Annotated in this window: 19 protein-coding genes, 2 pseudogenes and 1 riboswitch; of the genes and pseudogenes, 19 read left to right on the forward strand and 2 right to left on the reverse strand. The window is 39.1% G+C overall.

The window, feature by feature from the left end; genetic code table 11:
- Positions 1-265: 265 nt before the first annotated feature.
- The 9 genes and pseudogenes from aceE to recJ all read left to right on the forward strand — a co-directional run bounded on the left by aceE (position 266) and on the right by recJ (position 11,956).
- Positions 266-2,980 (forward strand): pyruvate dehydrogenase (acetyl-transferring), homodimeric type, encoded by a 2,715-nt coding sequence (gene aceE / locus RFH42_RS06460; RefSeq protein WP_308974775.1) that lies wholly within the window; start codon positions 266-268, stop codon positions 2,978-2,980.
- Positions 2,981-2,982: 2 nt separating this feature from the next.
- Positions 2,983-3,202: pseudogene (locus tag RFH42_RS16935) on the forward strand (biotin/lipoyl-containing protein); the annotation flags it as partial.
- Between the two features lie 83 nt (positions 3,203-3,285).
- A pseudogene (locus RFH42_RS06465) lies at positions 3,286-4,920 on the forward strand (2-oxo acid dehydrogenase subunit E2); the annotation flags it as partial.
- 124 nt (positions 4,921-5,044) lie between these two features.
- A riboswitch (yybP-ykoY riboswitch) is annotated at positions 5,045-5,187 on the forward strand.
- An 83-nt stretch (positions 5,188-5,270) separates the two neighbouring features.
- The gene (locus RFH42_RS06470; RefSeq protein ID WP_308974777.1) at positions 5,271-5,849 is read left to right on the forward strand and encodes a TMEM165/GDT1 family protein; all 579 of its coding nucleotides are present in this window, start codon (positions 5,271-5,273) and stop codon (positions 5,847-5,849) included.
- Between the two features lie 164 nt (positions 5,850-6,013).
- Entirely contained in the window at positions 6,014-6,379 is a 366-nt protein-coding gene (locus tag RFH42_RS06475) for a YkgJ family cysteine cluster protein (protein WP_308974778.1), read from the forward strand.
- A 209-nt stretch (positions 6,380-6,588) separates the two neighbouring features.
- Positions 6,589-8,055, forward strand: coding sequence for an IMP dehydrogenase (gene guaB / locus RFH42_RS06480; RefSeq protein WP_308974779.1), 1,467 nt, complete (start codon positions 6,589-6,591; stop codon positions 8,053-8,055).
- A gap of 196 nt (positions 8,056-8,251) precedes the next feature.
- The gene (glmM, locus tag RFH42_RS06485; RefSeq protein ID WP_308974780.1) at positions 8,252-9,589 is read left to right on the forward strand and encodes a phosphoglucosamine mutase; all 1,338 of its coding nucleotides are present in this window, start codon (positions 8,252-8,254) and stop codon (positions 9,587-9,589) included.
- Positions 9,590-9,598: 9 nt separating this feature from the next.
- Positions 9,599-10,252, forward strand: coding sequence for a pyridoxamine 5'-phosphate oxidase (pdxH, locus tag RFH42_RS06490; protein WP_308974781.1), 654 nt, complete (start codon positions 9,599-9,601; stop codon positions 10,250-10,252).
- Entirely contained in the window at positions 10,253-11,956 is a 1,704-nt protein-coding gene (recJ, locus tag RFH42_RS06495; protein WP_308974782.1) for a single-stranded-DNA-specific exonuclease RecJ, read from the forward strand. It begins immediately after the preceding gene.
- A gap of 104 nt (positions 11,957-12,060) precedes the next feature.
- Here recJ and RFH42_RS06500 read toward each other — a convergent pair whose 3' ends face one another.
- Positions 12,061-12,849: a putative porin gene (locus RFH42_RS06500; RefSeq protein ID WP_308974783.1), complete on the reverse strand. Its 789-nt coding sequence runs from the start codon at positions 12,847-12,849 to the stop codon at positions 12,061-12,063.
- 312 nt (positions 12,850-13,161) lie between these two features.
- Between RFH42_RS06500 and RFH42_RS06505 the strand changes: the two genes are divergently transcribed.
- The 5 genes from RFH42_RS06505 (at position 13,162) to RFH42_RS06525 (ending at position 16,899) form a co-directional block, all read left to right on the forward strand.
- On the forward strand, positions 13,162-13,296 hold the full coding sequence (locus RFH42_RS06505) for a hypothetical protein (protein WP_308974784.1): 135 nt from the start codon (positions 13,162-13,164) through the stop codon (positions 13,294-13,296).
- Positions 13,286-14,381, forward strand: a protein-coding gene (prfB, locus tag RFH42_RS06510; protein WP_308974785.1) for a peptide chain release factor 2 whose coding sequence is annotated in 2 segments (ribosomal slippage) — positions 13,286-13,357 and positions 13,359-14,381 — 1,095 coding nt in all. Because the reading frame shifts where the segments join, the coding sequence is not laid out codon by codon here. The genes RFH42_RS06505 and prfB overlap by 11 nt, the downstream gene beginning before the upstream one ends.
- 110 nt (positions 14,382-14,491) lie before the next feature.
- Positions 14,492-14,791 (forward strand): ArsR/SmtB family transcription factor, encoded by a 300-nt coding sequence (locus RFH42_RS06515; protein WP_308974847.1) that lies wholly within the window; start codon positions 14,492-14,494, stop codon positions 14,789-14,791.
- 99 nt (positions 14,792-14,890) lie between these two features.
- The gene (locus tag RFH42_RS06520; RefSeq protein WP_308974786.1) at positions 14,891-16,189 is read left to right on the forward strand and encodes a 3-deoxy-D-manno-octulosonic acid transferase; all 1,299 of its coding nucleotides are present in this window, start codon (positions 14,891-14,893) and stop codon (positions 16,187-16,189) included.
- Positions 16,186-16,899 (forward strand): 16S rRNA (uracil(1498)-N(3))-methyltransferase, encoded by a 714-nt coding sequence (locus RFH42_RS06525; RefSeq protein WP_308974787.1) that lies wholly within the window; start codon positions 16,186-16,188, stop codon positions 16,897-16,899. Before RFH42_RS06520 ends, RFH42_RS06525 begins: the two co-directional genes overlap by 4 nt.
- 42 nt (positions 16,900-16,941) lie before the next feature.
- Here RFH42_RS06525 and RFH42_RS06530 read toward each other — a convergent pair whose 3' ends face one another.
- Positions 16,942-17,925, reverse strand: a complete 984-nt coding sequence (locus RFH42_RS06530) for a mechanosensitive ion channel family protein (RefSeq protein WP_308974788.1) — start codon at positions 17,923-17,925, stop codon at positions 16,942-16,944.
- 262 nt (positions 17,926-18,187) lie between these two features.
- Between RFH42_RS06530 and acs the strand changes: the two genes are divergently transcribed.
- The 5 genes from acs to RFH42_RS06555 all read left to right on the forward strand — a co-directional run bounded on the left by acs (position 18,188) and on the right by RFH42_RS06555 (position 26,068).
- Complete coding sequence (gene acs / locus RFH42_RS06535) at positions 18,188-20,140, forward strand: acetate--CoA ligase (RefSeq protein ID WP_308974789.1); 1,953 nt, start codon at positions 18,188-18,190, stop codon at positions 20,138-20,140.
- A gap of 290 nt (positions 20,141-20,430) precedes the next feature.
- The gene (locus RFH42_RS06540; RefSeq protein WP_308974790.1) at positions 20,431-21,648 is read left to right on the forward strand and encodes an MFS transporter; all 1,218 of its coding nucleotides are present in this window, start codon (positions 20,431-20,433) and stop codon (positions 21,646-21,648) included.
- Positions 21,649-22,143: 495 nt separating this feature from the next.
- The gene (gene fimA, locus RFH42_RS06545; protein ID WP_308974791.1) at positions 22,144-22,689 is read left to right on the forward strand and encodes a type 1 fimbrial major subunit FimA; all 546 of its coding nucleotides are present in this window, start codon (positions 22,144-22,146) and stop codon (positions 22,687-22,689) included.
- Positions 22,690-22,774: 85 nt separating this feature from the next.
- The gene (locus RFH42_RS06550) at positions 22,775-23,467 is read left to right on the forward strand and encodes a fimbria/pilus periplasmic chaperone (RefSeq protein ID WP_308974792.1); all 693 of its coding nucleotides are present in this window, start codon (positions 22,775-22,777) and stop codon (positions 23,465-23,467) included.
- A 96-nt stretch (positions 23,468-23,563) separates the two neighbouring features.
- Entirely contained in the window at positions 23,564-26,068 is a 2,505-nt protein-coding gene (locus RFH42_RS06555; RefSeq protein ID WP_308974793.1) for a fimbria/pilus outer membrane usher protein, read from the forward strand.
- Position 26,069 lies beyond the last annotated feature (1 nt).

The following is a 26,069-nucleotide window of genomic DNA, read 5'->3' on the forward strand; positions in this document are numbered from 1 at the left end:
CTTCTATAAAAATAGAAGGGGCTTTTTTGTTGTTTATAAAAAATGAATATTATTCAGTTGATTTGACGATTTATTCGCTTTGTTGCAATTTAACCTGTGCTAGAGTCTAACTGCTGATTATAAGTAGAATTATTGTACATAAAGTCAATCACTATTTATTTAATGAATAATGGTCTACTGTGACATTTAGCCGTGGCAATAACTTAATACCCATAAAATATGATACAAATATCAGTTATAAATCAAATCAAGGAATAGGTGAAATATGGCGTACTATGGCGATTCCGATGCTCTGGAAACACAAGAGTGGCAAGATGCGTTTGATTCAGTTTTACAAAACATGGGAACGGAACGTGCTGCATTTTTGCTCGAAAAGTTGTTCCAGCGTGCCATTACTAAGCATGTTCCCATTCAGCGATTAAATACCCCTTATCTTAATACAATTTCAGTGGATGAAACGCCAGCAATGCCTGGTGATCAAGATATGGAACGTCGTATCCGAGCTTTGATTCGTTGGAATGCTTTAGCAATGGTATTGCGTGCAAACCGAACTGGGGATGACTTGGGTGGACACTTAGCAAGTTTTGCTTCTTCTGCAACATTGTATGATGTTGGTTTTAACCATTTCTTCCGTGCAAATAGTGATCACTTTGGTGGTGACATGATTTACTATCAAGGTCACTGTGCACCAGGTATTTATGCGCGCTCTTTCCTTGAAGGGCGCTTAACAGAAGACCAGCTTAATAACTTCCGTCGTGAAGTGAATGGTCAAGGCTTATCAAGCTATCCTCATCCATACTTAATGCCTGACTATTGGCAGTTCCCAACAGTATCGATGGGTTTAGGGCCTATTATGTCTATTTATCAGGCACATATCCAAAAATACTTAATGAACCGTGGCCTAATCAAAGAAGAGAATCGTAAGGTTTGGGCTTATCTCGGTGATGGTGAAATGGATGAGCCAGAAAGCCTTGGTGCAATTTCTTTAGCTGGCCGTGAAAAGCTTGATAATCTCATTTGGGTTGTTAACTGTAATTTACAGCGTTTGGATGGCCCAGTACGTGGTAATGGTAAGATTATTCAAGAGCTTGAGTCTGTTTTCCGTGGTGCAGGCTGGCGTGTCATTAAAGTGGTATGGGGCCGTCATTGGGACCCACTATTGGCTAAAGATGCTTCTGGGGCGCTTAAAGCGCGTATGGAGGAGGCGCTAGATGGTGATTACCAACGTTATCAAGTGAAAGGTGGTGGATATACCAAAGAGCATTTCTTTGGTAAGTATCCAGAAACTGAAGAGTTGGTAAAACATCTTAGCGATGATGATATTGACCATCTTAACCGTGGTGGACATGACCCATACAAAGTTTATGCTGCTTATGCTGCAGCAATGAACAGCAATGGGCAACCAACGGTTATCTTAGCGAAAACCGTAAAAGGTTATGGTTTATCAGACGAGATTGAAGCTGTAAACAAAACACACCAAATCAAAAAAATGCATTTGGAGTCGCTAAAATACTTCCGTAATCGTTTTAATTTACCGTTTACTGATGAACAACTTGAAGAGTTGCCATTGTATCGTCCAGGTGAAAATTCTCCTGAATTGAAATATATGAAAGCGCGTCGTGAGGCTTTAGGTGGTTATTTACCTGCTCGTCGTAAAGAGAGCGTGCCTTTAGATATTCCTGATCTGTCTGTGTTTGATGCCGTTCTTCGTGGTAGTGGTGGTAAAGAACAATCTACTACAATGGTCATGGTGCGTTTAATTGCAGCATTACTTAAAGAAAAAGCAATTAAAGATCGTGTGGTACCTATTGTGCCAGATGAAGCGCGTACTTTTGGTTTGGAGGGTATGTTCCGTCAATTAGGTATTTATGCTGCGCATGGTCAAAACTATACGCCTGAAGACCAAGAACAATTGATGAACTATCGTGAAGCAAAAGATGGTCACATGTTACAAGAAGGGATTAATGAAGCTGGTGCGATGAGTGCGTGGTCAGCTTTAGGTACAAGTTATTCAACAAATAACTTACCAATGATCCCAATTTATATGTACTACTCAATGTTTGGTTTCCAACGTATTGGTGATATTGCATGGGCGGCTGGTGACTCACAAGCACAAGGTTTCTTGTGTGGTGCAACAGCAGGTCGTACTACATTGAATGGTGAAGGCTTACAGCACCAAGATGGTCATTCTCACATTTTAGCTGGCACAATTCCTAATTGTGTTGCCTATGATCCTTGTTTTGGATATGAGCTCGCTGTGATTGTACATGACGGTTTAAAACGTATGTATGTGAATCAAGAGCGTATCTTCTATTACTTAACATTAATGAATGAAAACTATGAACAGCTAGCAATGCCAAAAGATGCTGAAGAAGGCATTAAGCGTGGTATGTATCTATTGGAAGAAGATACCAAAGCGACAGTGCAGTTGCTGGGTTCTGGTGTGATTTTACGTGAAGTAATGAAAGCAGCGGAAATTTTACGCGATGAATATCAAATTCATTCCAATGTTTGGAGCGTAACAAGCTTCAATGAGTTGGCGCGTGATGGTATGGCTGTTGATGAATATAACCGTTTACATCCATTAACTGAGGAACCACAAGAGTCTTGGGTTGCTAAACAATTGCGTTCTACAGACGGTATTGTCGTTGCTGCTACGGATCATATGCGTGCATATAGTGAGCAGATTCGTGCTTATCTCCCAGATGGTCGTCCATATGTAACATTGGGTACAGATGGTTATGGTCGTTCAGATACGCGCGGTAACTTACGTAGTTACTTTGGTGTTGATGCTGCACATATTGTGGTTGCGACCTTGAAGAAACTTGCCGATGAAGGTGAAGTTGATGCTCGTTTGGTCAAAGATGCTATTTCGAGTTTTGAACTTGATGTTGATCGTCCAGTTGCTTGGATGCCTCAAGCACACCCTCAAGTACAAGAAGTGGCTGCATATACAGAACAGTCAGGAGAGGAGAACTAAGCATGCAAATCAAAACTCCTGATATTGGTGTAGACCAAGCAACGGTTGCTGAAATCTTAGTTAAAGTGGGTGACAGTATTGCCCTAGATGACAGTATTGTTCTATTAGAGTCTGATAAAGCTTCTGTAGAAGTACCGAGTACACTTGAGGGTGTAGTGACTAAGATTTTAGTACAAGTGGGTGATTCGGTTGCTGAAGGTGCTGTACTCATTGAGGTTGAGTCTGCTACAACTACGCAAGAAACAACAACACCAGTCGTTGAGCAAGTTGTTAAATCTGAAGTAGTAGTTGAACCTTCGCATAAGCCTGAACCAGCAACAACAGTGCAAGCAAATGCTGCTCAAGTTGTAGAACTTAAAGTTCCTGATATTGGTGTAGAAAAAGCACTCGTTGCAGAGATTTTGGTTAAAGTGGGTGATCAGATTGATGTTGACGATAGCTTAGTTGTTGTCGAATCTGATAAAGCTTCTGTTGAGGTACCAAGTACGGTTGCTGGTATTGTTGAAAGCATCGTAGTCAAGTCTGGAGATACAGTAAAAGAAGGTGTTGTGCTGATGACTGTTAAAACAGTTACATCAACGGCTACTTCGAATGTTGCTCCAGTGAGTGCGACAAGTGCTGAAGTTGCTGCAAGTGCTCCAGCTGCTGCAGCATCTAGTTCTAATACGGTTGAAGTGACTGTTCCAGATCTTGGTGTAGATAAAGCAACTGTATCTGAAATTTTGGTTCAGGTTGGTGAACACGTTGATGCAGAGCAAAGTATATGTGTCGTTGAATCTGACAAGGCTTCTGTCGAAGTGCCAAGTACGGTTGCGGGTATCATTACGGCTATTCACGTGACTTCGGGTCAGGCTGTACAACTTGGTACTGCTTTGGTCACTATTAAAAGTGATCAGGCTGTTCAGGTTGGTACTACTGAACCTAAAGCTGCAACAGTGGAATCCAGTCCAAGTATTCCTGTTCAAGCTACTGTTTCAACTGCACCTGCCGTGACATCAACTGAAAAGTTGACTCCAGAGCAGCAAGTTGAAAATGCAAAAGTATATGCTGGGCCTGCTGTACGTAAGTTGGCACGTGAGCTTGGTGTTGTTTTATCTCAAGTACAATCTTCAGGCCCACATACGCGTGTGGTGAAAGAAGATGTTTATGCATTTGTCAAATCAAAACTTACAGCAGAAAAAGCCGCACCTACAGCTGCTGTTGCTGTAGCTTCAGGCTTACCTGCACTACCAGATTTTAGTGCTTTTGGTGGTGGTGAAGTTAAAGTAATGACGCGTTTACAGCAAGTTTCTGTACCGCAGTTATCTTTGAATAATTTTATTCCACAGGTTACTCAGTTTGATTTAGCTGATATTAGTGAACTTGAAGCGTGGCGCAATGAATTGAAGGCTAACTTTAAGAAACAAGGTGTTAGTTTGACTATTTTAGCGTTTATTGCAAAAGCTGTAGCGCACTTGTTAAAAGAAGAGCCTTACTTTGCTGGGCATTTAGCTGATGATCAGAAATCGGTATTATTACGTAATGAGATCCATATGGGTATTGCTGTTGCAACACCAGATGGGCTGACTGTACCTGTGCTACGTAACCCTGATCAAAAAAGTATTAAGCAGATTGCAATTGAATTGGGTGAATTGAGTCAAAAAGCACGTGATAAGAAATTATCACCAAAAGACTTACAGGGTGCAAACTTTACCATTACTAGCTTAGGTAGTATTGGTGGTACAGCCTTTACACCACTTGTAAACTGGCCTCAAGTTGCAATTTTGGGTATTTCTCCTGCAACCATGCAACCTGTATGGAATGGTGAAAGTTTTGCTCCTCGTTTGATGTTACCGTTATCATTGTCTTATGATCATCGTGTAATTAATGGTGCAGACGCTGCTCGATTTACCAATAAATTGACTAAGTTATTGGCTGATATTCGTAATATTTTACTTTGATATTGATGATGTGTAACAGTTCTCTTTAGAGCTATTACACGCATACTTAAACCCAGATTGCTGCGGCAGCCTGGGTTTTTTAGTATCTCATGATTGCAAAATAGCCGTTGTCTGCATACAATGGCGGAACTTCATTGGGGAGTAGCCGCTATTTACATCAAGTAAATAGGTGATGGTCAACATAATTGTTCAACAGAACATGGTCATCATAGCAAAGAACAATGTCGCTTTCTTTTAAGCAATCTTTTGTTGGCAAGACCTTTGATTTATCACTCCGCATTCATTTCGATGATTTTGGCTAGCAGGAGGGATAGGTCATCGGTAATTGTTGCTAGCCAGAGATTGTGATCATGCAAGAACTTCTCTCTTCTACACTCATTGTTGCGCTCGCAGAAATGGGCGATAAAACTCAACTCTTAGCATTACTTTTAGCTGCACGTTTTAAAAAACCCGTTCCGATTATCTTGGCGATTTTAGCTGCAACCATTATTAATCATGGTGTTTCAGCTTTGCTTGGCCAGTGGATTACTCAAGTATTAGATCCCTTATGGTTGGTTTGGGGGTTAGCGATAGGTTTTATTGCTATGGCGGCTTGGATGTTGGTACCCGATCAGCTTGATGATGAAAGTGAAAGCATTAAAAAATGGCAAAAATTTGGGGTTTTTGGCGCAACTTTTGTTCTTTTCTTTTTGGCTGAAATTGGGGATAAGACACAAATTGCAACGATTGCTCTAGCTGCGAAATATGACAGTGTATTTTTAGTGACGATGGGTACAACCATTGGAATGTTAATTGCCAATGTGCCCGCAGTACTCATTGGTGATCGTTTTGCAAGTCGTTTACCTGTTTCATTGATTCATAAAATTGGTGCCTTAATATTTTTAGTTTTAGGAATCATGACGTTACTTGGTTACTATTTCTGGTCATAAGTTAAAACTGCGCTAAGGCTGAGAGGCACTGTGTTTGCGGAGATTGCATACAGTTATTCTTGGCCTTTTTTTGTTGACAAAAAAAATATAAAAATTGATTGTGTTGGATTTTATTTTTTTTTAGCATTCGTGGGTAAAAACCCAATTTAAAAACGAGAATAAACATGCTATCTCAAATACCTGCGCAGGATGCCTGTCTAAGCTGTGGTGCCTGCTGTGCCTTTTTCCGTGTCTCATTTTATTGGGCTGAAGGTGAAATTATACCTCATGATATGGTTGAACCTTTAACAGCAGTTTATTCTTGTATGCAAGGGACAAATCAAACACAACCTCGTTGTGTTGCTTTGGATGGAACAGTGGGTGAGCAAGTGAGTTGTAAAATTTATACTCAACGTAGTTCTAGCTGTAAAGAAGTACAAGCAGGGGATGCACAGTGTAATAAAGCACGTAGTCATCACGGCTTAATTCCACTCATTGAGATTGAAACAGCCCCACCAAGTAATGATGATGATTATGATCAGGTTTGTTAATGAGGTTTAGTTGAACGATGCTCAGCAGGATAAGTTATTACTTTGCTGAGTATGTTGAGATAAAACATTGGCGTTTAATGCTGGAATGAACAAGGAATATGCTTAAATTCAAGGGATGATTTGTGATTGACATAATAATTTTAAGAATAAATGAAATTTATGCGTAAATTTGTTTATAATGGCTCACGGAAATTACCAGTGAGACTGTTATGCTGACCATCGTTCAAGAAGCGTTAACCTTCGATGATGTCTTATTACTCCCTGCCTATTCTACCATCCTTCCTAAAGATGTCTCTTTAAAGACACGTTTGACACGTGGCATTCAATTAAATATTCCGCTCGTTTCAGCAGCAATGGATACAGTGACTGAGTCACGTATGGCAATTGCGATGGCGCAAAATGGCGGGATAGGTATTTTACACAAAAATATGGATATCTCTGCACAAGCTGCGGAAGTTCGTCGTGTGAAAAAATTTGAAGCAGGTATGGTAAAAGACCCTATTACAGTGAGTCCTGAAACTACGGTTCGTGAATTGATTGCAATCACCGAATCTAACCACATTAGTGGTGTGCCTGTAGTTAAAGATGGAAAAGTTGTAGGGATTGTAACGGGTCGTGATACACGCTTCGAAACCAATTTTGAACAACCAGTCAGCAATATCATGACAGGTGCTGATCGTTTGGTCACCGTGAAAGAAGGTGAATCCAAAGAAAATATTCAAGCGTTGTTACAGAAGCATCGTATTGAAAAAGTTTTAGTGGTGAACGATCACAATGAATTAAGAGGCTTAATTACGGTTACTGATTTCCGTAAAGCAGAGCTATATCCAAATAGTTGTAAAGACGAATTGGGACGTTTACGCGTTGGTGCCGCTGTAGGTACTGGTGCAGAAACGCCAGCACGTGTAGAAGCATTAGTGGAGGCCGGTGTAGACGTAATCGTAGTTGACACTGCTCATGGCCACTCTGCTGGTGTAATTGAACGTGTACGTTGGGTGAAACAAAACTATCCTCAAGTACAGGTTATTGGCGGTAATATTGCAACAGGTGACGCTGCACTTGCTTTACTTGATGCTGGTGCTGATGCTGTTAAAGTTGGTATTGGTCCAGGTTCGATCTGTACAACACGTATTGTTGCAGGGATTGGTGTACCTCAAATCTCAGCTATTGATAATGTTGCTAATGCACTTAAAGAACAAATTCCTTTAATCGCAGATGGTGGTATTCGCTTCTCTGGCGATATGGCAAAAGCGATTGGTGCTGGCGCAAGTACAATTATGGTTGGCTCTTTAATGGCTGGTACTGAAGAAGCACCAGGTGAAGTTGAATTCTTCCAAGGCCGTTACTATAAAGCTTATCGTGGTATGGGATCTTTGGGAGCAATGGCAGGTTCAACAGGTTCTGCTGACCGTTACTTCCAAGATGCTAAAGCAGGTGCAGAAAAATTAGTACCAGAAGGTATTGAAGGTCGTGTTCCTTACAAAGGACCAATGGGCGCCATTGTACATCAAATGATGGGTGGTTTACGTTCATCAATGGGTTATACCGGTTCAGCGGTCATTGATGATCTACGCCATAATGCAAAATTCGCAAAAATTACTTCTGCGGGTATGCAAGAATCACACGTCCATGACGTAACGATTACAAAAGAAGCACCTAACTATCGTATTGGTTGATTTATTTTAGTATTTTCATTGAAAAAGCTGTCTCTTAGAGACAGCTTTTTCTTTTTTTAGTGTAAAGTAGAAAAATTATATTTTAGTCTGTCAGAACTGATTTTCTAGACGGAAATAAACAATCAATTAAGTAGCTTAAAAATAGATCCTAGTGGCACCATATTGGGTGTGCTTGGGATAAAAGTGTGGGAAAAGTATGAGTTATTTTGGTACAGATGGTATTCGTGGTGAGTTTGGTCAATTTCCGATCACTCCGCAGTTCGCTTTACAACTTGGTTTTGCTGCAGGTAAAGTTTTAAAAAATATTCGTCCAAATAAAAAACCTATCGTTGTAATGGGGAAAGATACCCGCTTATCAGGTTATATTTTAGAGTCTGCACTCCAAGCTGGTCTAAATGCTGCTGGTGTTTATGTACATTTATTGGGCCCTTTGCCAACGCCAGCCATTGCACATTTAACTCGTGCATTACATGCGGATGCAGGCATTGTAATTTCTGCTTCTCACAATCCATATTTTGATAACGGTATTAAATTTTTTTCAGGTGAAGGCAAAAAGCTTTCTAATGAATTGCAACAAGCGATTAACGCAGAACTTTCGAATGAGCTACATATCGAAGATAGTGCAAATTTAGGTAAGAGCGTACGTGTTAAAGATGCTAATGGTCGCTATATTGAATTTTGTAAATCTACATTCCCATACCATTATGATCTGCGAAATTTAAAAGTTGTGATTGATTGCGCAAATGGTGCTGCATATAACGTTGGTCCTGCCGTATTTCGTGAGCTAGGTGCTAAAGTTATTGCAATGCATCATGTGCCAGATGGCCTTAATATTAATAAAGACTGTGGTTCTACTCATCCCGAACATTTACAAAAAGCAGTAGTTGAGCATGAAGCTGATCTTGGTATTGCATTTGATGGTGATGCCGATCGAGTAATTTTAGTTGATCGTCATGGGCAGTTAGTCACAGGGGATCACATATTATATATATTGGCTACTCAAGCACAGAAAAAACCAGCGGGTATTGTTGGCACTGTAATGAGCAATATGGCACTAGAATTGGCTCTGAACAAAGCTAAGGTTCCTTTTGTACGGGCGAAGGTTGGAGATCGTTACGTTTTACAAGCACTTGAAGAAAATGGTTGGAGCATTGGTGGTGAGCCTTCTGGTCATGTGTTAACCCTAGATAAAAGCACAACAGGCGATGCTATTATTGCGGCATTGCAAGTAATGACGGTTATGGTTGAACAGCAAAAATCCCTTGATGAACTGTTACAAGGTTTTGAGCTTTTCCCACAGATTTTAGTCAATGTACGTCTTGATCAAATGATAGATCCTTATGACATTCCAGAGTTAGTGAATGAGTTCACTCAAGCGGAAACGAAAATGCAAGGTCGTGGCCGAATTTTAATTCGAAAATCTGGCACAGAACCTGTAATTCGCGTTATGGTTGAAGGTAATGACTTAGAAGAAGTCACAACGCTTGCCAACCATTTGGCAGATCAAATTCGTTTACATGCCGCAACTGCTTAGGATGTTGTTATGAGCGATACAATTCAAGATTTAAGTGAACTACGATTAAGTTATCAAAAAGGGGAATTACTTGAGAATCAAGTTGATGCAGATCCCCATGAGCAATTTTTAGTTTGGTTTAATCAAGCATTAGAAGCAAAATTACATGAACCTTATGCCATGTATTTAGCAACTGCCGATCATCAAGGTCATCCACATGTACGCACTGTATTATTGCGTGGTGCAACACATGCAGGCTATGACTTTTATACCAACTATGACAGTCAAAAAGGTTTAGATTTAGCTGCTAATCCGCATGCTGAATTATTATTCTATTGGCCAGAGCTTGAGAGACAGGTTCGCATTTCTGGATGTGTTGATAAAATCTCACTAGAAGAATCAACGCAGTATTATCATAAGCGTCCTCGTGATAGCCAGATAGCAGCGCATATTAGTACACCACAAAGTGGCGCTATTGAGAGTCGTGAACTGCTTGAGCAGCGTTTCCATACCTTACAAGAGCAATTGGGACAAGCTGAAGCGATGAAACCTGAGTTTTGGGGAGGTTATCGTCTTGTTGCAACGTCTTTTGAGTTTTGGCAAGGCCGACCAAACCGTTTACATGATCGTTTAAACTATCAACTGGTCGAGGGGCGGTGGACAATACAGCGACTCATGCCTTAAATGTCTAAACTTCGTATTTTACAACGTCCTTACTTGAGTTCCCCTGAATGTTTTCAGGGGGTTCCCGTTTTTCTTGCTCAAATTTTAGCTGCACGTGGCGTCCAATCTGAGCGTGAATTAGAATTAAAGTTAAAGCATCTATTCACAACAGAAATGAAAGGTCTTTCTGCTGCAGTAGAGTTAGTTGATCAAGCCATTGATCAGCAAGCTAAAATAGTGATTGTTGGTGACTATGATGCAGATGGTGCAACCAGTACGGCATTGATGCTGCTTGCGTTGAGGGCAATGGGGGCACAGGTTGATTACTTGGTTCCAGATCGCTTCAAATATGGTTATGGTTTAACGCCAGCAATTGCTGAACTTGCTTTTAGTCGTTTTCATCCTGATTTACTTATTACTGTAGATAACGGCATTTCAAGTCATGAAGGTGTAGCAAGTGCGCACGCTTTAGCAATGAAGGTCATTATTACTGATCATCATCTCACAACGAAAGCTCCCCCCGCAGCAGAGGCCGTAGTTAATCCAAATCAATTGGGTTGTCCATTTCCAAGTAAGGCATTAGCAGGTGTTGGCGTTGCTTTTTACTTATTGGCACATTTGAGTCGCCAACGTGAACAACAAGGGAAATTGAGTGTCAAAATGACTCAATTTTTAGATTTAGTTGCACTTGGAACTTATGCTGATGTTGCAAGTTTAGATCACAATAATCGTATTTTGATTGATGCAGGCGTGCAGCGTATTCGACAACAACAATGCCGTATTGGAATTACAGCTTTGCTTGATGTCGCAAACCGTGATGCCGCACAGTTACGAGCTGAAGATTTAGGTTTTGTACTTGGCCCAAGAATCAATGCGGCTGGTCGTATGGAGACTATGGATATTGGGATTGAGTGTTTATTGGCAACTGAGCCAACTCAAGCCTATGCGCTAGCAAGACAATTGAATCAACTTAATCTTGAACGTCGCCAAGTTGAAACGCAAATGAAGCAAGAAGCTTTAACGACATTATCTCAGATTCAGTTTGATCAAGACGATTTACCAGCCGCTTTGGTGATGTATGAAGAACATTGGCACCAAGGTGTGATTGGTATTGTTGCAGGACGTTTAAAAGAACAGTTTCATCGTCCAGCCATTGTATTCGCGGCTGGTCAAGATGGTATACATATCAAAGGCTCGGCACGCTCTATTGAAGGGATTCATATTCGGGATGCAATTGAACGAATTGCGGAGAAACAGCCTAATTTAGTACGTTTTTTTGGTGGTCATGCCGCTGCTGCAGGTTTGACTATTCATAAAAATGATTTTGTCGCTTTTAAACAGGCATTTAATCAGCTGATTGCTGAGATGGATCCAGATATTTTTCAAGCAACATTGTGGACAGATGGTGAATTGGAGGAGGCTGCACTTCAGCTCAGCACCGTTGAGAAAATCGAGCAACTTGGACCTTGGGGACACCAGTTTCCAGCACCTGTTTTTCAGGGTGTTTTTCAGATTGATGATTATCGTTGGTTGAAGGATACTCATCTTAAGCTGTGGTTAAGACTGGGTAATGGTGAACGTGTTGAAGCTATTGCCTTTTCTGCCAAAGATAAATTTACTTTTGATCAATCTAATGCGCAGGTAAATTTAGTCTATAGTTTAGATCGTAATGTATTTAATGGTCGAGTGAGTCTGCAGCTTAATGTCATCCACTTACAGCATTGATCAGGCTGTATCGGCTGCAACTTTATCTAGGTTTAATCTTAAATAACAATGCCGCTCATATTGAGCGGCATTGTTGTTTGTACGATTAGCACATCTCTAAGAAATTAGAAACGGTACGCTGCACGGACTGCATAGTTATTGTCGTTGTCACCAAAACCAGCACGACCTTCTAAGCTCACGTTTTGGTTGAAGAATTTCTTCGCAGAAATGCCCCACTCATCAGCCTTAGTTAAGTCATTGTTGTAGTAGTCAACACCAAAACTTAGTGTTTTGTCTAAGTAGAAGTCACTGCGAACACGGTACTCATCAAGATCACCGAATGCGCCAGAAGCTTCAAAATTCATGTCATAGTTACCTACTTGAGTAACATATTTTGCACGTACAGTTGGGTCAGCACCGTCAGTTTTTTTACGGTAATCACCTTGGTCTTCTTTCTTATCGTAACCAGTTACACCTAATGCAAGTAATAAACCTGGAGTAGGAAGATAACCAATCTCAGCACCGTAAGTTGTTACACGGTTTTTATAGTCTTGTTTGTTGACTTTAGTTTCATCACGACCAGCACGGCCACTTACATAGAAATCAGTGTTTGGAACGAAGTATTCAAGACCTGCGTTAAAGTGTGTATCTTTAGTGCCTTTATTATCACCATAACGGAAATCTGCATTTACATTACTTGCACGGTCAAGGAATGCTGCTTCATTTAATGGTGAATTACGTGTTTGGACAGGTTTGAAGTAGTAAGTACCATCAATGGCAAAGTTATTTGTATCATTACCTTGATCACGGTCAGTATAACTATAAGTACCGCCGACTTCAGCTTGGTACGCTTGAGCCGAAATAGAAAATGCACTTGCTGAAATGATCGCAGTGAGAATGGCTAATTTTTTCATGGCTTTCCCCCAAGGAGAGTCAATATTAATAAAATAAAAAAACATTTTTTGTTACAACTTCAGTCTAATGGAAAATGAGTATTCGTCAATCACTGTAATGCTCAATATGGTTTTTTTTAAAAGATTATATAAAAAACTTTTATTTAACTTGTTGAATTATAATGTCTAATTTCAAGTGTTATCTTTTTATTAACAAGATGGATATAAGATGTGTTTTACAATTTTATACCAATTACTTTAAAAACAGATTAAATATTGAAAATATTAAAGAGAAATAGAGTAAAAAATTAATATAAAAGATTGGGTTATAGCGTGTTTCATCAAGATGCTGCATTTAAATTATGTCCGTTAAAACAGAATGCGACATTGGCTTATATGGATGTTTGGGTTGTTATGCTAAAATCTGCACGTTTATCGATTTACAAGGATTCAACGCGTGGAAATTAATCCCTATCTAAACCAATTAAAAGACTTAAACGACCGTGGTCAAACATTACGGGGGTATCTTTGACTACGATCTAAAGAAAGAGCGTTTAGAAGAGGTCCTTCGTGAGTTAGAAGATCCAGCGATTTGGAACGATCAAAGTCGTGCTCAGGCAATGGCTAAAGAAAAAGGCGAGTTAGAAAACGTCTTAAATGTATTAGATCAGCTGAGTGATCAGTTGGATGATGCACAGGCGATGTTAGACTTGGCTGTTGAGGCTGATGATGAAAGCCTGCTTGTTGAAGTACAAACCGAATTAAATGCAGCAGAAAAAGATTTAGCTGGACTTGAGTTCCGCCGTATGTTTAATCACCCAATGGACCCAAATCCATGTTTCGTGGAAATTCAAGCAGGTTCTGGTGGTACTGAGGCGCAAGACTGGGCATCAATGTTACTTCGTATGTATTTACGTTGGATTGAACGTCATGGTTTTAAAGGCGAACTCATGGAAGTCTCTGATGGTGATGTTGCAGGTATTAAGTCAGCAACGATCCGTGTAGAAGGTGAGTTTGCTTATGGCTGGTTACGTACTGAGACTGGTGTACACCGTTTAGTTCGTAAGTCACCTTTTGACTCTGGTAATCGTCGTCATACTTCATTTTCTGCAGTATTTATTTCCCCAGAAGTTGATGACAACATTGATATTGAGATCAATCCATCAGATGTACGTACTGATACTTATCGTGCTTCTGGTGCCGGTGGTCAGCACATTAACAAAACAGACTCCGCTGTCCGTTTAACACATACACCAACGGGAATCGTGGTGGCGTGTCAGAACCAACGTTCACAACATGCCAACCGAGATCAAGCATGGAAACAATTGCGTGCCAAGTTGTATGAATTAGAAATGTCTAAACGAAATGAAGCTGCACAAGCATTAGAAGATTCTAAATCGGATATTGGTTGGGGGAGTCAGATTCGTTCTTATGTGCTTGATGATTCTCGTATCAAGGACTTACGTACTGGTGTTGAAAATTCAAATACGGGTGCAGTACTTGATGGAGATCTCGATAAATTTATCGAGGCCAGCTTGAAGCAAGGCGTTTAAGCTGAGATACAGACATTACCTGTGTAGGACAGTCAATGGCTACAGCTGTTTGTTCAGTCATCAATATTATTGAGGAGTAGCAGGTTTTGTCTGTAAATGAATCATATTCAATGGACGTGGATTTAATTTTTAAAGCACTTTCTAATCCTTTGAGGCGTCAAGTGTTGCAGTGGTTAAAATACCCTGAACAATATTTTGCCATAGACCAAGGACAAGATTTTCAACGTGGTGTTTGTGCAGGACATATTGAGCGTCTAGGCAATGTTTCACAGTCGACAATGTCGAATCATCTATCCATTCTGCAACAGGCAGGTTTGGTTTCGGTACAAAAACATGGACAGTGGTGCTATTTTTCGCGGAACGATGAATTGATTCAACAATATATCAAACATGTCCAAGAGACTTTGTGAAACGAGTAAATAATTGAGCGAGTTTCTCTGCTAAATGCTTGGTTTCGACCTGTATGCTTTGATATATTGCGTTAATTAGATTTCAGACAGGGCGCAGGCTTGACTACCCCAATTTGGTATAACCTTGCATTATTTTTAATTAAGCCTTTTTATAAATGGCGTATAAAAAAGCGTGCGACTAATTCAGAACAATACCAAACAGAATGCTTAGAACGTTTTGGGCCATTTCAGCCAGCTTTAAATACTGCAACAATTTGGTTTCATGCAGTTTCGGTTGGTGAAACCAATGCCGCTCAACCTTTAATTGAGCATTACTTAACATTAGGTCATGCGGTTTTAGTAACCAACACGACTACTACGGGGCAGGCACGTAGTCAGGCATTATTTGCTAAAGATGAATATGCGGGTTTATTCCAAGCAGTGTATTTACCTGCCGATCAAAAACAAATTGTCCGCGCTTTTTTCACTCAATATCAGCCCAAAATTTTATTATTGGTGGAAACTGAATTATGGCCAAATTTGCTTGATCAGGCGACTCAGTTTGCTGTTCCTAGTTTACTCATTAATGCACGCCTTTCAGAGAAGTCTGCCCAAGCTTATGCAAAGGTATCTTCATTAACTGCCCCAATGTTACAGTGTTTAAGCCAAATTTTGGCGCAAGATCAGGCTACACAACAACGCTTTAATGATTTGGGCGCAGACTTAAATAAGAATAAGGTTGTGGGGAGTATCAAATATGATATTCAAGCACCTATAGGTTTGGCTGAGCAAAAGCTAAAGTTATTGCAAAACTGGCAATTGGCCAAACGTAAAATTATTACAATTGCAAGTACGCACGCTCCAGAAGAACAAAAAATACTGGCATTGTTAAAACCACTCTTAGACCAGCATCGTGATTATGTCTGCATTGTTGTACCACGTCATCCTGAGCGTTTTGATGCTATTTTTAATTTATGTCAAAGTTTAAAACTTGACACACAGCGTCGAAGTCTGGGACAAAAAATAGAAGTTGATACTCAAGTCTATTTGGCTGATTCTATGGGAGAATTATGGCTGTGGTATGCACTAAGTCAGGTCTGTTTTGTGGGTGGATCTTTAAATGAGCCAGGTGGTGGTCATAATATTTTAGAACCTTTGGTACTGAATGTAGCTACAGTGATTGGTCCAAATTATTTTAATTTTCAAAGTATTGTAGATGAATTTTTAAATTCTAAAGCCATCTTACTTGGCCAAGATGCACAGCAAGTTGTACAGCAATTACAAGCATGTATAGAAGATCCAGCTCTAGCTGAGCAATTGAATACAGATGCGCAGCATGTCCTCATGCGTAATCGTGGATCATTGCAGCGGCATATTGATGTCATTGATCGGTATTTGATGGATGTTACTGAGGGATGAATATTGTACTTCTCTCTGAAGAACAGTGTCAGGCAGACATTTGGTTTACAGAGAATCCGCGCCAATTACAACATATTCATCAGCATTTGGCTTTAAATGTTGGAGATACTCTCAAAGTCGGTATTCGCTCTAAGCTCAGATATTTAACACAAGTTACTCAGCTTACAGAACAGCGTATAGAGCTTCGGCCTATAAGTAGTCAAGCACCTGCAGCAAAATTACCGATTACTTTGATTGTTGCTATGCCTAGACCTAAAGTATTACGCCGTTTGATTATGGATAGTGTTAGTCTTGGGGTAGAGAAAATTGTGCTTATACATAGCTATCGTGTGGATAAAAGCTATTGGCAAAGCCCATTTCTTAGGCAGATTGATGATTATGTCACGCTCGGTTTAGAGCAAGCAGGCGATACAATTGCACCTAATATTGAAATTTTTAAACGTTTTAAACCATTTGTAGAAGATATCTTACCGACGTATTTAAGTCCTGAACGACCAGCTTTTGTTGCACACCCTTATGCAGAAAAAACGATGCCTTTCGCTTGTGATCATGGTTGTACTGTGATTATTGGTCCTGAGGGTGGTTTTATTCCTTATGAGATTGAATTATTAGAAAAAAATGGTGTGCAGGCAGTGAGTTTAGGTTCACGTATATTACGTACGGAAACTGCTATTTCTTATATTTTAGGTCGGTTGATGAGTCGATTTTAATGGCGGAGTCTACTTGAATGATTCAACTAGACTCCAGCAATTTTATTCATCGTTTGAGAGTGTGGTGAGTTGAGCATCACCACGGAATACTTTTACTTCTTGAACTGGGTAAGGGATAGAGATTTTTTCTTGATGGAAGGCTTCAACAACACGTTCTTGTACTTGACTGATGGATGCCGAGGTTGAGGTTTCTTGTGTATCAACCCACCAAATAACACTGAGTTTGACAGAAAAATCTGCGAGATTGCTTACGTTTACACTAAATTTAGGTGTTGTTAAAATGGTTTGTTCTCGATCCAAAATAGCCAAAATAATGTGTTTGGCTTTTTGTACATCATCCTCATAGCCAATTCCGACATTAAATTCACAACGTCGCTGAGTGTATGCTGTGCTGACAATAACTGAGCTGGTATAAACTGTTGCATTCGGAATAACGACGCGGCGGCCATCTGGTGAACGCAAGAATGTTGCACGAACTTGAATATCTTCTACGGTGCCTTCCATATTATTGACAATAATGGTGTCACCAATGCGAAACGGTTCACCTAGTAAAATTAAAATACCCGATAACATATTTTGGAAAATATCTTTGAAGGCAAAGCCAATCGCAACAGAACCAATACCTAGTGCACTCATGAGCTGTGCAGGTGTAAAGCCAGGAATAGCAATAACCATCGCAATCAGAAAGCCGAAGAATACAATTAGGGTGCTGCCCAGTCGGTTCAAAACCAACACAAGGTTTTGTCGTGTATAGGAACGATTGGCAATTGTTTTACTGATGAAGAACTTAAATAGCTTGGATAGAAGCCAAAAGATCAGAATAACAATGATGGCAATAATAATATAAGGTACACGTTGCCAAAAACTATCCATGATTTTATCAATTATAGTGTAGGCATCATTATATTTTGCAGTTTGAGCAATGACGGTTTGTGCTGTTTTTTCACCGGCATTTTGTAATAGTTGTGCAGTATTTTCACTCACTATACTTAATTTATCAGTATGAGTTGTCACGTTTTTTTCCATTTAAAATGAATAGATATTCTATTGCTAAAGCACAGTACATCATATTTTATTTAACATATTTTTTCATTTTTGCAAGTCTATTGGGCAAGACTAAATTAATGCAGGATCTTGATGTGGTCATAAAATTGAACAAATAGTCAGCGATTTTTATCCATTAGGCCAATAATTTGCGTTATGGTATTCAGGTCATCATCATAAAAAGTAACAGTGGAATGTAGGATTAACCTTCTCGTGAAGAGATAAAACAACAAGGAAGAGTCGAATGAATAATATCTACCCCGTATCTGAAGACTTTGTAAAAACCGCACGCACCAATGAGCAACAGTATTTTGAGCGTTATAAACAGTCTATAGAGCATCCCAACGAATTTTGGGCGGATGCCGCAATGAGGTTGGATTGGATTAAGCCATTTACTCAAGTTAAAAATAGTTGCTATAAGCAAGATAACTTTAAAATAGAATGGTTTGCTGATGGCCAGTTAAATGTCAGTGCAAATTGTTTAGATCGTCATTTAAAAGAACATCCACATAAGCCCGCAATTATTTGGGAGGGTGATCATCCGTCTAGACATAAGATTATTTCATTTGAAGAGCTACATGATGAAGTATGCCGTTTTGCCAATGTATTAAAGAAGCATGGTATTAAAAAGGGTGATCGTGTGGTGTTGTATATGCCGATGACCTCTGAGGCCGCTATTGCTATGTTGGCTTGTACACGTATTGGGGCTGTACATTGTGTTGTATTCGGCGGTTTCTCACCAGATGCTTTGGCCAGTCGTATTGAAGACTGTCAGGCAAAACTGGTGGTGACAGCCGATTCTGGTATGCGTGGTGGAAAACCGATTCCATTAAAAGCTAATGTTGATGCTGCATTGGAAATTGCAGGTACTGAAATAGCTGCGACAGTTATCGTGGTTCATCGCACAGGAAATCCAATTGAGATTAAAGCAGGACGTGATTTGTGGTATCACATGGAAATTATGACAGTTACGGATATTTGTCCAGCTGAACCCATGAATGCCGAAGATCCACTTTTTATCTTGTATACCTCTGGATCGACTGGAAAACCTAAAGGTGTGCTACATACTACGGCAGGCTACCTGACTTATGTCAACACAACTTTTAGAGAAGTGTTTGATATTAAACAAGATGATGTGTTTTGGTGTACCGCTGATGTGGGCTGGATTACGGGTCACTCCTATGTAATTTATGGTCCATTATCGAATGGGACAACCACGGTTATGTTTGAAGGTGTGCCACAATATCCAACATGGGCACGTACAGGGCACATTGTTGATAAGCATAATGTCAGTATTTTATATACTGCACCAACAGCCATTCGAGCCATGATGAGAGAAGGCGATCAATTTGTTCGAGAGAGTGATAGAAGTAGTTTACGGTTATTAGGTTCTGTTGGTGAGCCGATTAATCCTGAGGCTTGGCATTGGTACTACAGTATTGTGGGGGAAGGACGTTGTCCAATAGTGGATACATGGTGGCAAACGGAAACAGGAGGTATATTAATTTCTCCTTTACCAGGTGCAACCCCACTTAAACCAGGTTCAGCCACTCGCCCTTTCTTTGGGATTCAGCCTGCGTTGCTAGATGAACAAGGTCATGAATTAGAAGGGGAAGCTGAAGGAAACCTTGTAATTAAAGATTCTTGGCCAGGGCAAATGCGTAGTATTTGGGGCGATCCGCAGCGCTTTATTGAAACGTATTTTAGTATGTATCCTGGCTACTACTTTGCAGGAGATGGAGCACGTCGCGACAGTGATGGATATTATTGGATTACGGGTCGTGTTGATGATGTCCTCAATGTTTCAGGTCACCGCTTAGGTACAGCAGAAGTTGAAAGTGCCTTGGTTGCCCATACTGCTGTTGCTGAGGCAGCTGTGGTGGGTATGCCACATGAAATCAAGGGGCAGGGCATATGTGCCTATGTCACTTTACAGGCAGAGGTGGTTGCTACAGAAGAGCTACGTCATGATCTTTATGTCTGGGTGCGCAAAGTTCTCGGACCTGTTGCAACACCTGATGCAATTTATTGGGCACCAGCTTTACCAAAAACCCGATCTGGTAAAATTATGCGCCGTATCTTGAGAAAAATTGTTGCTAATGAGCTCGATAGTCTAGGAGATATTTCGACACTTGCAGAGCCACAAGTGGTTGATCAATTGATTGCTGAAGTACGGGCAGGGCAGCCCTCAGTTTAATAGATTGCTGGCTAATTAAATTATATAGGCGGTATATTGAGGAGTCACATAAACATTAGCTTAATGTGCTTTGACTGATCACTTTCTTAAAATAAACAGATGACAATACCGCATGTGCTGTAGAAAACAGGAACCGAGTTAATTACTTAACTCGGTTTTAAATACCATTTAGCTATTTTAGTAGAGACAAGCTTGATGGAGAGGAGCAATAATAAGTTTAATCGAGGGAGTTGAATAATCACGCAATGATGTAGAGGCAGCGTATACTCGTATGTATTGGAGGAGAAATTATGTCTGCTATTGATTCATCTAAAGACTACGTTGCCTATGGCACTGGCCCTTTTCGAGCAATTTTATTGTCTTTGTTTTTAGCCGGCTTTTCGATTTTCTCCTCCTTATATTGTGTACAACCGATGATGCCCTTTTTGGCGCGGTTTTTTCATGTTAGTGCTACACAAAGTAGTTTTCCGCTTTCAATCTCAACGAGTGCACTTGCTTTAGGTGTCTTATTTGCAGGCATTATTTCTGACAGATATGGTCGTAAAAATATAATGGTGATTGCATTATTTTCGACGGCATTACTATTGTTATTGAGCGTTGTTTTTCCTCGGTGGGAAGTTTTTTTAGCGACACGGCTTGTATTAGGTATGGCAGTAAGTGGTGTTGCATCTGTTGCAATGACGTACATTGGAGAAGAAATAGCTCAGCAAGATGTCGGTTTTGCGATGGGGCTTTATATTTCGGGTACAGCGATTGGAGGAATGGGGGGACGTTTAATTGCAGGAGTACTGTTAGATTTTACGACTTGGCAGATCGCAACTTTATTCATTGGGGTCATTAATATCATCATTGCAGTAATATTTTATATTGCTCTCCCTGCATCACGCCATTTTGTCACAACTCGTTTGAGTGGCAATTTACTAAAAAAATCATTTAAAAATACACTGGCTGATCGTCGGTTACGTTTATTGTTTTTACAAGGTTTTATCTTGATGGGTTGTTTTGTTAGTGTTTTTAACTATATGAGCTACCATCTACTTGAAGAACCTATCGCTTTGTCACAAACATGGATTGGATTGATTTCTATTGCTTATCTCTCTGGTATTTATAGTTCTCCTCGTGCTGCCGCTTGGAGTCGAAAATATGGTCGTGATCAGGTGATTTTCTATATGTTATTGATGATGCTACTGGGTTTATGGATCATGCATTTTCAAGCGCTCATACTTATTTTACTTGGTTTAATTGTCTTTACTTTTTCATTTTTTGCAGCCCATTCAACCGCAAGTAGTTGGGTTTCAGTACAGGCACTGCAATTTCGAGCAGTAGCAGCATCGCTCTATTTATTTTGTTATTACTTAGGGTCAAGCTTACTTGGAAGTGCAAGTGGTTTAGTTTGGGAACAATGGGGGTGGATGGGAATTCAATTGGAAATCAGTTTCTTTTTACTTATTGGCATGTATGGTGCCTATTGCTTAAAACACTTGCAATCTACAAATCAAGTTTCATAACATCCAACTTCTTATATAAAAACTATTATTCAAATCATTTGAAATCTAGTCAAATCAGTTGATGTGGAGATCAATGATTAGACGTGACAAATCGTTCCGTAATTTGCAGTACAGAATCATAATTATCAAGCAAGTTTTAGCTTGTTTTTTGAGCTCGTCATGGTTTTGCTTAAATTTTAGGGTTTAAGTGGTCATTTTTATTTCCTTTTATGATTTGTTTAACTTTACTTAACTTTAATGCCAAATCTTTACATTTTTATGACATGCTTTAAGCCCTTGCTTAGCATGGGTTTGGGAAGAATGACTAACAAGATATTTTAAAATAATTAAATTATTGTAATGAGTATTAGGTGTATTGATAAAAAATAAGATGCTTATTTTTTCTTTACTTTCGAAATTAAATTTTATTTAATACACACAAATAAAGCGAACTAGTTCACGTTTTATTTGTTTTTAGCAAAAAAATTTCAAATTAAAGTATGGGAATATATACAAATGAAAATCTCTTTTTTAGTCGCAGCATCAACTCTACTTACAGCTGGTTTAGTTCAAGCAGCTCCAACAGTAAATGGTGGTCAAGTTCATTTTAAAGGTGAATTTGTTAATGCTGCTTGTGCTGTAAGTTCTGATACTGCAAACCAAACTGTAGATCTTGGCCAACACCGTACAGCTAAAATTACAAAAGCGGGTGATTATACTCCAAACGTACCTTTCCAAATTAAGCTTGTTGACTGTGATACAGAAGTATCGAAAACTGCTCAATTTGCTTTTTCTGGTCCACAAGATGCAACTGATACAACATTATTAAAAATTCATTCAGGTCCTTCTGCAAACGCAGTGACTGCAACTGGTGTAGGTGTTGAAATTTCTGATAGTAAAGGTAAAGTTTTAACTCCAGATGGTTCTGTGCTTTCTGCAGCTCAAACATTAATTGATGGTAATAATACTTTTAACTTTATTGCACGTTATAAAGCAACGGCTGCTGCAGCAACTGCAGGTCAAGCATATGCTGATGCAAACTTTGTAATTACTTATAACTAATAAGTATTTTGGCACTCCTATTTTTAATAGGAGTGCCATTTTTTTTAAAGAATTAATTTTAATCAACTATAAATTGGATTGCGAAATGATGTTGAATGTATTTTCGAAGTTTATTATGAAAACTATAGTAGCGTCTGCTTTTTTGGTTAATATCTCGCATGCTGCAGGTGGTATTGCTTTAGGTGCAACTCGGTTGATTTATGACCAAGACAAGAAGCAAGCATCTATGGCTGTTGTGAACAGTACAACAGATAAGAGATTCTTAATTAATTCGTGGGTCGAAGATGCATCATCAAAAAAAATAAATACAGTAATCGTTACACCGCCTATGTTTGTCAGTGAGGCTAAGTCAGAAAGCTCGTTGCGTATTATCAATACGAATCAAAATTTAGCGCGTGATCGAGAAACTCTGTATTATTTAAATGTGCAAGCAATTCCTTCTGTAAGTAAAGAGGAATTAGAACAAACTAATGTCCTTCAGTTAGCAATACTTTCACGAGTTAAAATGATGGTACGTCCCTCTAATTTAACTATTCGTGTTGAAGATGCACCTAATTTATTAACAGCTTCTAATAGTAATAATAAAACGATCCTTAAAAATCCAACGCCATATTATATGACGCTTGCGAATTTATATGTTGATAATCAAAAACAAACGACAATTATGATAGACCCTTTCTCTGAGAAATCTTTGGATCACTCTGGCCGTGAAGTTAAATTCCAAACAATTAATGATTTTGGCGCATTTACGGAAGAAAGAAAAATAACCGTCCAATAGAAATGAAGAGTAACCAGTATGGTAAAGCCCAGTTTTTCCAGAAATCCACTTTATTTAAATACGATTCTTTGCTCTCTTTTTTTATCTGGAAACTCAGTGTATGCACGAGAGTATTTCAACCCAGCTTTATTATTAAATACAGAGGGTTCACAAGTTGCTGACCTATCCAATTTTGAACAAGGTTTTCAGTTACCAGGTAATTATCGAGTTAACGTTTATGTGAATGATAATTTCGCTGTTAGTAAAGAATTAAATTTTAATCAAGCAGAAAAAAGTGATTCAGTTTCAGGTGGACTCGTGCCATGTATAGATAGCAAATGGCTATTGTCATTGGGTGTTAAGATCTATGATCTTCCCAATGCTGAAACAATAAAAGATAAAAGCTGTTTGGATATAAAGCAATATATTCCTGAAGCAGCAGTCGTCTATAATTTTAATTTACAAAGACTCGATATTAGCATTCCACAAATTTGGATGAAAAATAATGCGCAGGGGTATATTCCTCCTTCTGAATGGGATTCAGGAATCACTGCTGCCTATCTAAATTATAATTTAAACGGAAATGTAACAGATAAGAGTGACAACATTTTTTTATCTTTAAATTCTGGGTTTAATATTGCCGGTTTTAGATTTAAAAACCTTTCGACTTATAATTATTTTAATCACCGTGATGAAGCTTCACACACTTCAAAATGGAACAATGTACAAAATTATGTAGAAAAATCAATTATTCCCCTGAAGAGTGAACTCGTTCTTGGGGACAGTAATGTACAAAACATGATTTTTGATAGTATAGGTTTTCGTGGTGCACGTTTATATAGTTCAGAATCAATGCTACCAAGTAGTATGCAAGGTTATGCACCAGTAGTACGTGGTATTGCAAACAGTAAAAGTATTATTACCATTCGTCAAAATGGCTATATTGTATATCAAACAAACGTTAATCCAGGCCCATTTGAGATTAATGATTTAACCGCAATGGCTTTAAGTGGTGATTTGGATGTAACTGTTGAAGAAAGTGTCGGTGCAATACAACATTTTGTTGTGCCGTATTCTGGTATTCCAATGTTGTTGCGTGAAGGACGGACTGTTTTTGATGTTACGGCTGGTGAATTTAGAAGTGGGAACAAAGAACAAGATACGCCTTTGTTTTTTCAAGGAACATTAAGTCGCGGACTAGGTGCTGGTGTTACTCTTTTTGGTGGTACGCAGTTAGCATCTAAATATCAAGCTGCATTACTTGGTATTGGTAAAAATATGGGTGAATGGGGGGCTTTCTCTTTTGATATGACCCATGCCAATAGTACTTTAGCCAATGGACAAGACTATAAAGGGCAATCTTATCGCTTACTTTATTCCAAATCATTAAACCAGATTGGAACAACGTTGCAACTTTTAGGTTACCGCTATTCAACTAAAGGTTTTTATACCTTGAATGACGTAGCATTTAAGTCTATGGAGCAATTTGAGCCAGATGAAAAGTTTGATGATTTTGGTAATAGTTATTATGACCCAAGTTCATATTACAATTTAAACTATACAAAAAAAGGTCGCTTCCAATTAAGTATTAATCAGAACTTAGGCCAGTATGGTTCTTTGTATGCCTCTGCAAATTATCAATCTTATTGGAATGCACCTAAAGCAGCAAAGAATTACCAAGTTGGTTACTCGAATGCACTTAAATATTTTACTTATTCATTATCTTGGTCAATGCAAGATTCACCGAATATTTATAATGAAAAAAACAATTCCATTGCTGCCAGTATTTCTATACCTCTAAATGCTTTTTTTGGCAGTCGTGATCGTGTACGTAATGATATTTATAGTAATTCGAGTTTTATCCGAAATTCTTCAGGAAGTGATTCAATACAGACAGGTATTAATGGCTCATTAGGCGAAGATCGTCAGTTTAGTTATAGCCTTCAACAAGGCCATAATAATGAAACAGGTGGTTTTGGTAGTGCAACTGCACGTTTAGAAACTAGATATGGTAGTGCTGGAGCAAGTTTTAATTATGCAGATGGTGGTAAGCAAAAAAGCTTCAACTATGATCTTGCTGGTGGTTTGATTATTCATTCTGGTGGTTTGACTTTTGGCCAAACTTTGGGTGACACCAATATTTTGGTAGATGCGCAAGGAGCCAAAGATGTCAAACTAGAAAACTCGACAAATATCTACACAGATTCAAGAGGTTATGCAATTTTACCTTTTGCCGAAAACTATCGTTTAAATCGTATTGCTTTAGAGGCTGACAGTTTAAATGATGAAACTGAGATATTAAATAATGTACAAAATCTTGTACCGATGAGGGGTGCGATTGTACGAGCCAAGTTTGATACTCGTATTGGCCGAAGAGCTCTGATCACACTTAAGCATGATGGTGAATATATCCCGTATGGTTCAACGATTAGTGAAGAAGAACAAAATATAACCAGTATTGTCGGGAAAGATGGACAAACTTATTTAAGTGGCTTGAAAGACAAGGGCACACTTAAAATTTCTTGGGGCACCTCTGAAAGTGAAATCTGTTATGCAGCCTATGCATTTGATTCGCAGACCACAGATGAGGGTATTACAACACTTGAATTAAATTGTCAGTAGG

This window comes from Acinetobacter rudis (assembly GCF_031157835.1).
GTDB lineage: Bacteria > Pseudomonadota > Gammaproteobacteria > Pseudomonadales > Moraxellaceae > Acinetobacter > Acinetobacter rudis_A.

What these genes read in the sequence shown, in the direction of transcription:
- aceE (WP_308974775.1), top strand. Translation starts at nt 266, where the DNA reads ATGGCGTACTATGGCGATTCCGATGCTCTGGAAACACAAGAGTGGCAA.
- RFH42_RS06530 (WP_308974788.1), bottom strand. Translation starts at nt 17,925, where the DNA reads ATGGAAAAAAACGTGACAACTCATACTGATAAATTAAGTATAGTGAGT.
- pdxH (WP_308974781.1), top strand. Translation starts at nt 9,599, where the DNA reads ATGAGCGATACAATTCAAGATTTAAGTGAACTACGATTAAGTTATCAA.
- guaB (WP_308974779.1), top strand. Translation starts at nt 6,589, where the DNA reads ATGCTGACCATCGTTCAAGAAGCGTTAACCTTCGATGATGTCTTATTA.
- recJ (WP_308974782.1), top strand. Translation starts at nt 10,253, where the DNA reads ATGTCTAAACTTCGTATTTTACAACGTCCTTACTTGAGTTCCCCTGAA.
- RFH42_RS06475 (WP_308974778.1), top strand. Translation starts at nt 6,014, where the DNA reads ATGCTATCTCAAATACCTGCGCAGGATGCCTGTCTAAGCTGTGGTGCC.
- RFH42_RS06500 (WP_308974783.1), bottom strand. Translation starts at nt 12,849, where the DNA reads ATGAAAAAATTAGCCATTCTCACTGCGATCATTTCAGCAAGTGCATTT.
- RFH42_RS06515 (WP_308974847.1), top strand. Translation starts at nt 14,492, where the DNA reads ATGGACGTGGATTTAATTTTTAAAGCACTTTCTAATCCTTTGAGGCGT.
- RFH42_RS06470 (WP_308974777.1), top strand. Translation starts at nt 5,271, where the DNA reads ATGCAAGAACTTCTCTCTTCTACACTCATTGTTGCGCTCGCAGAAATG.
- RFH42_RS06540 (WP_308974790.1), top strand. Translation starts at nt 20,431, where the DNA reads ATGTCTGCTATTGATTCATCTAAAGACTACGTTGCCTATGGCACTGGC.
- fimA (WP_308974791.1), top strand. Translation starts at nt 22,144, where the DNA reads ATGAAAATCTCTTTTTTAGTCGCAGCATCAACTCTACTTACAGCTGGT.
- RFH42_RS06550 (WP_308974792.1), top strand. Translation starts at nt 22,775, where the DNA reads ATGATGTTGAATGTATTTTCGAAGTTTATTATGAAAACTATAGTAGCG.
- acs (WP_308974789.1), top strand. Translation starts at nt 18,188, where the DNA reads ATGAATAATATCTACCCCGTATCTGAAGACTTTGTAAAAACCGCACGC.
- glmM (WP_308974780.1), top strand. Translation starts at nt 8,252, where the DNA reads ATGAGTTATTTTGGTACAGATGGTATTCGTGGTGAGTTTGGTCAATTT.
- RFH42_RS06525 (WP_308974787.1), top strand. Translation starts at nt 16,186, where the DNA reads ATGAATATTGTACTTCTCTCTGAAGAACAGTGTCAGGCAGACATTTGG.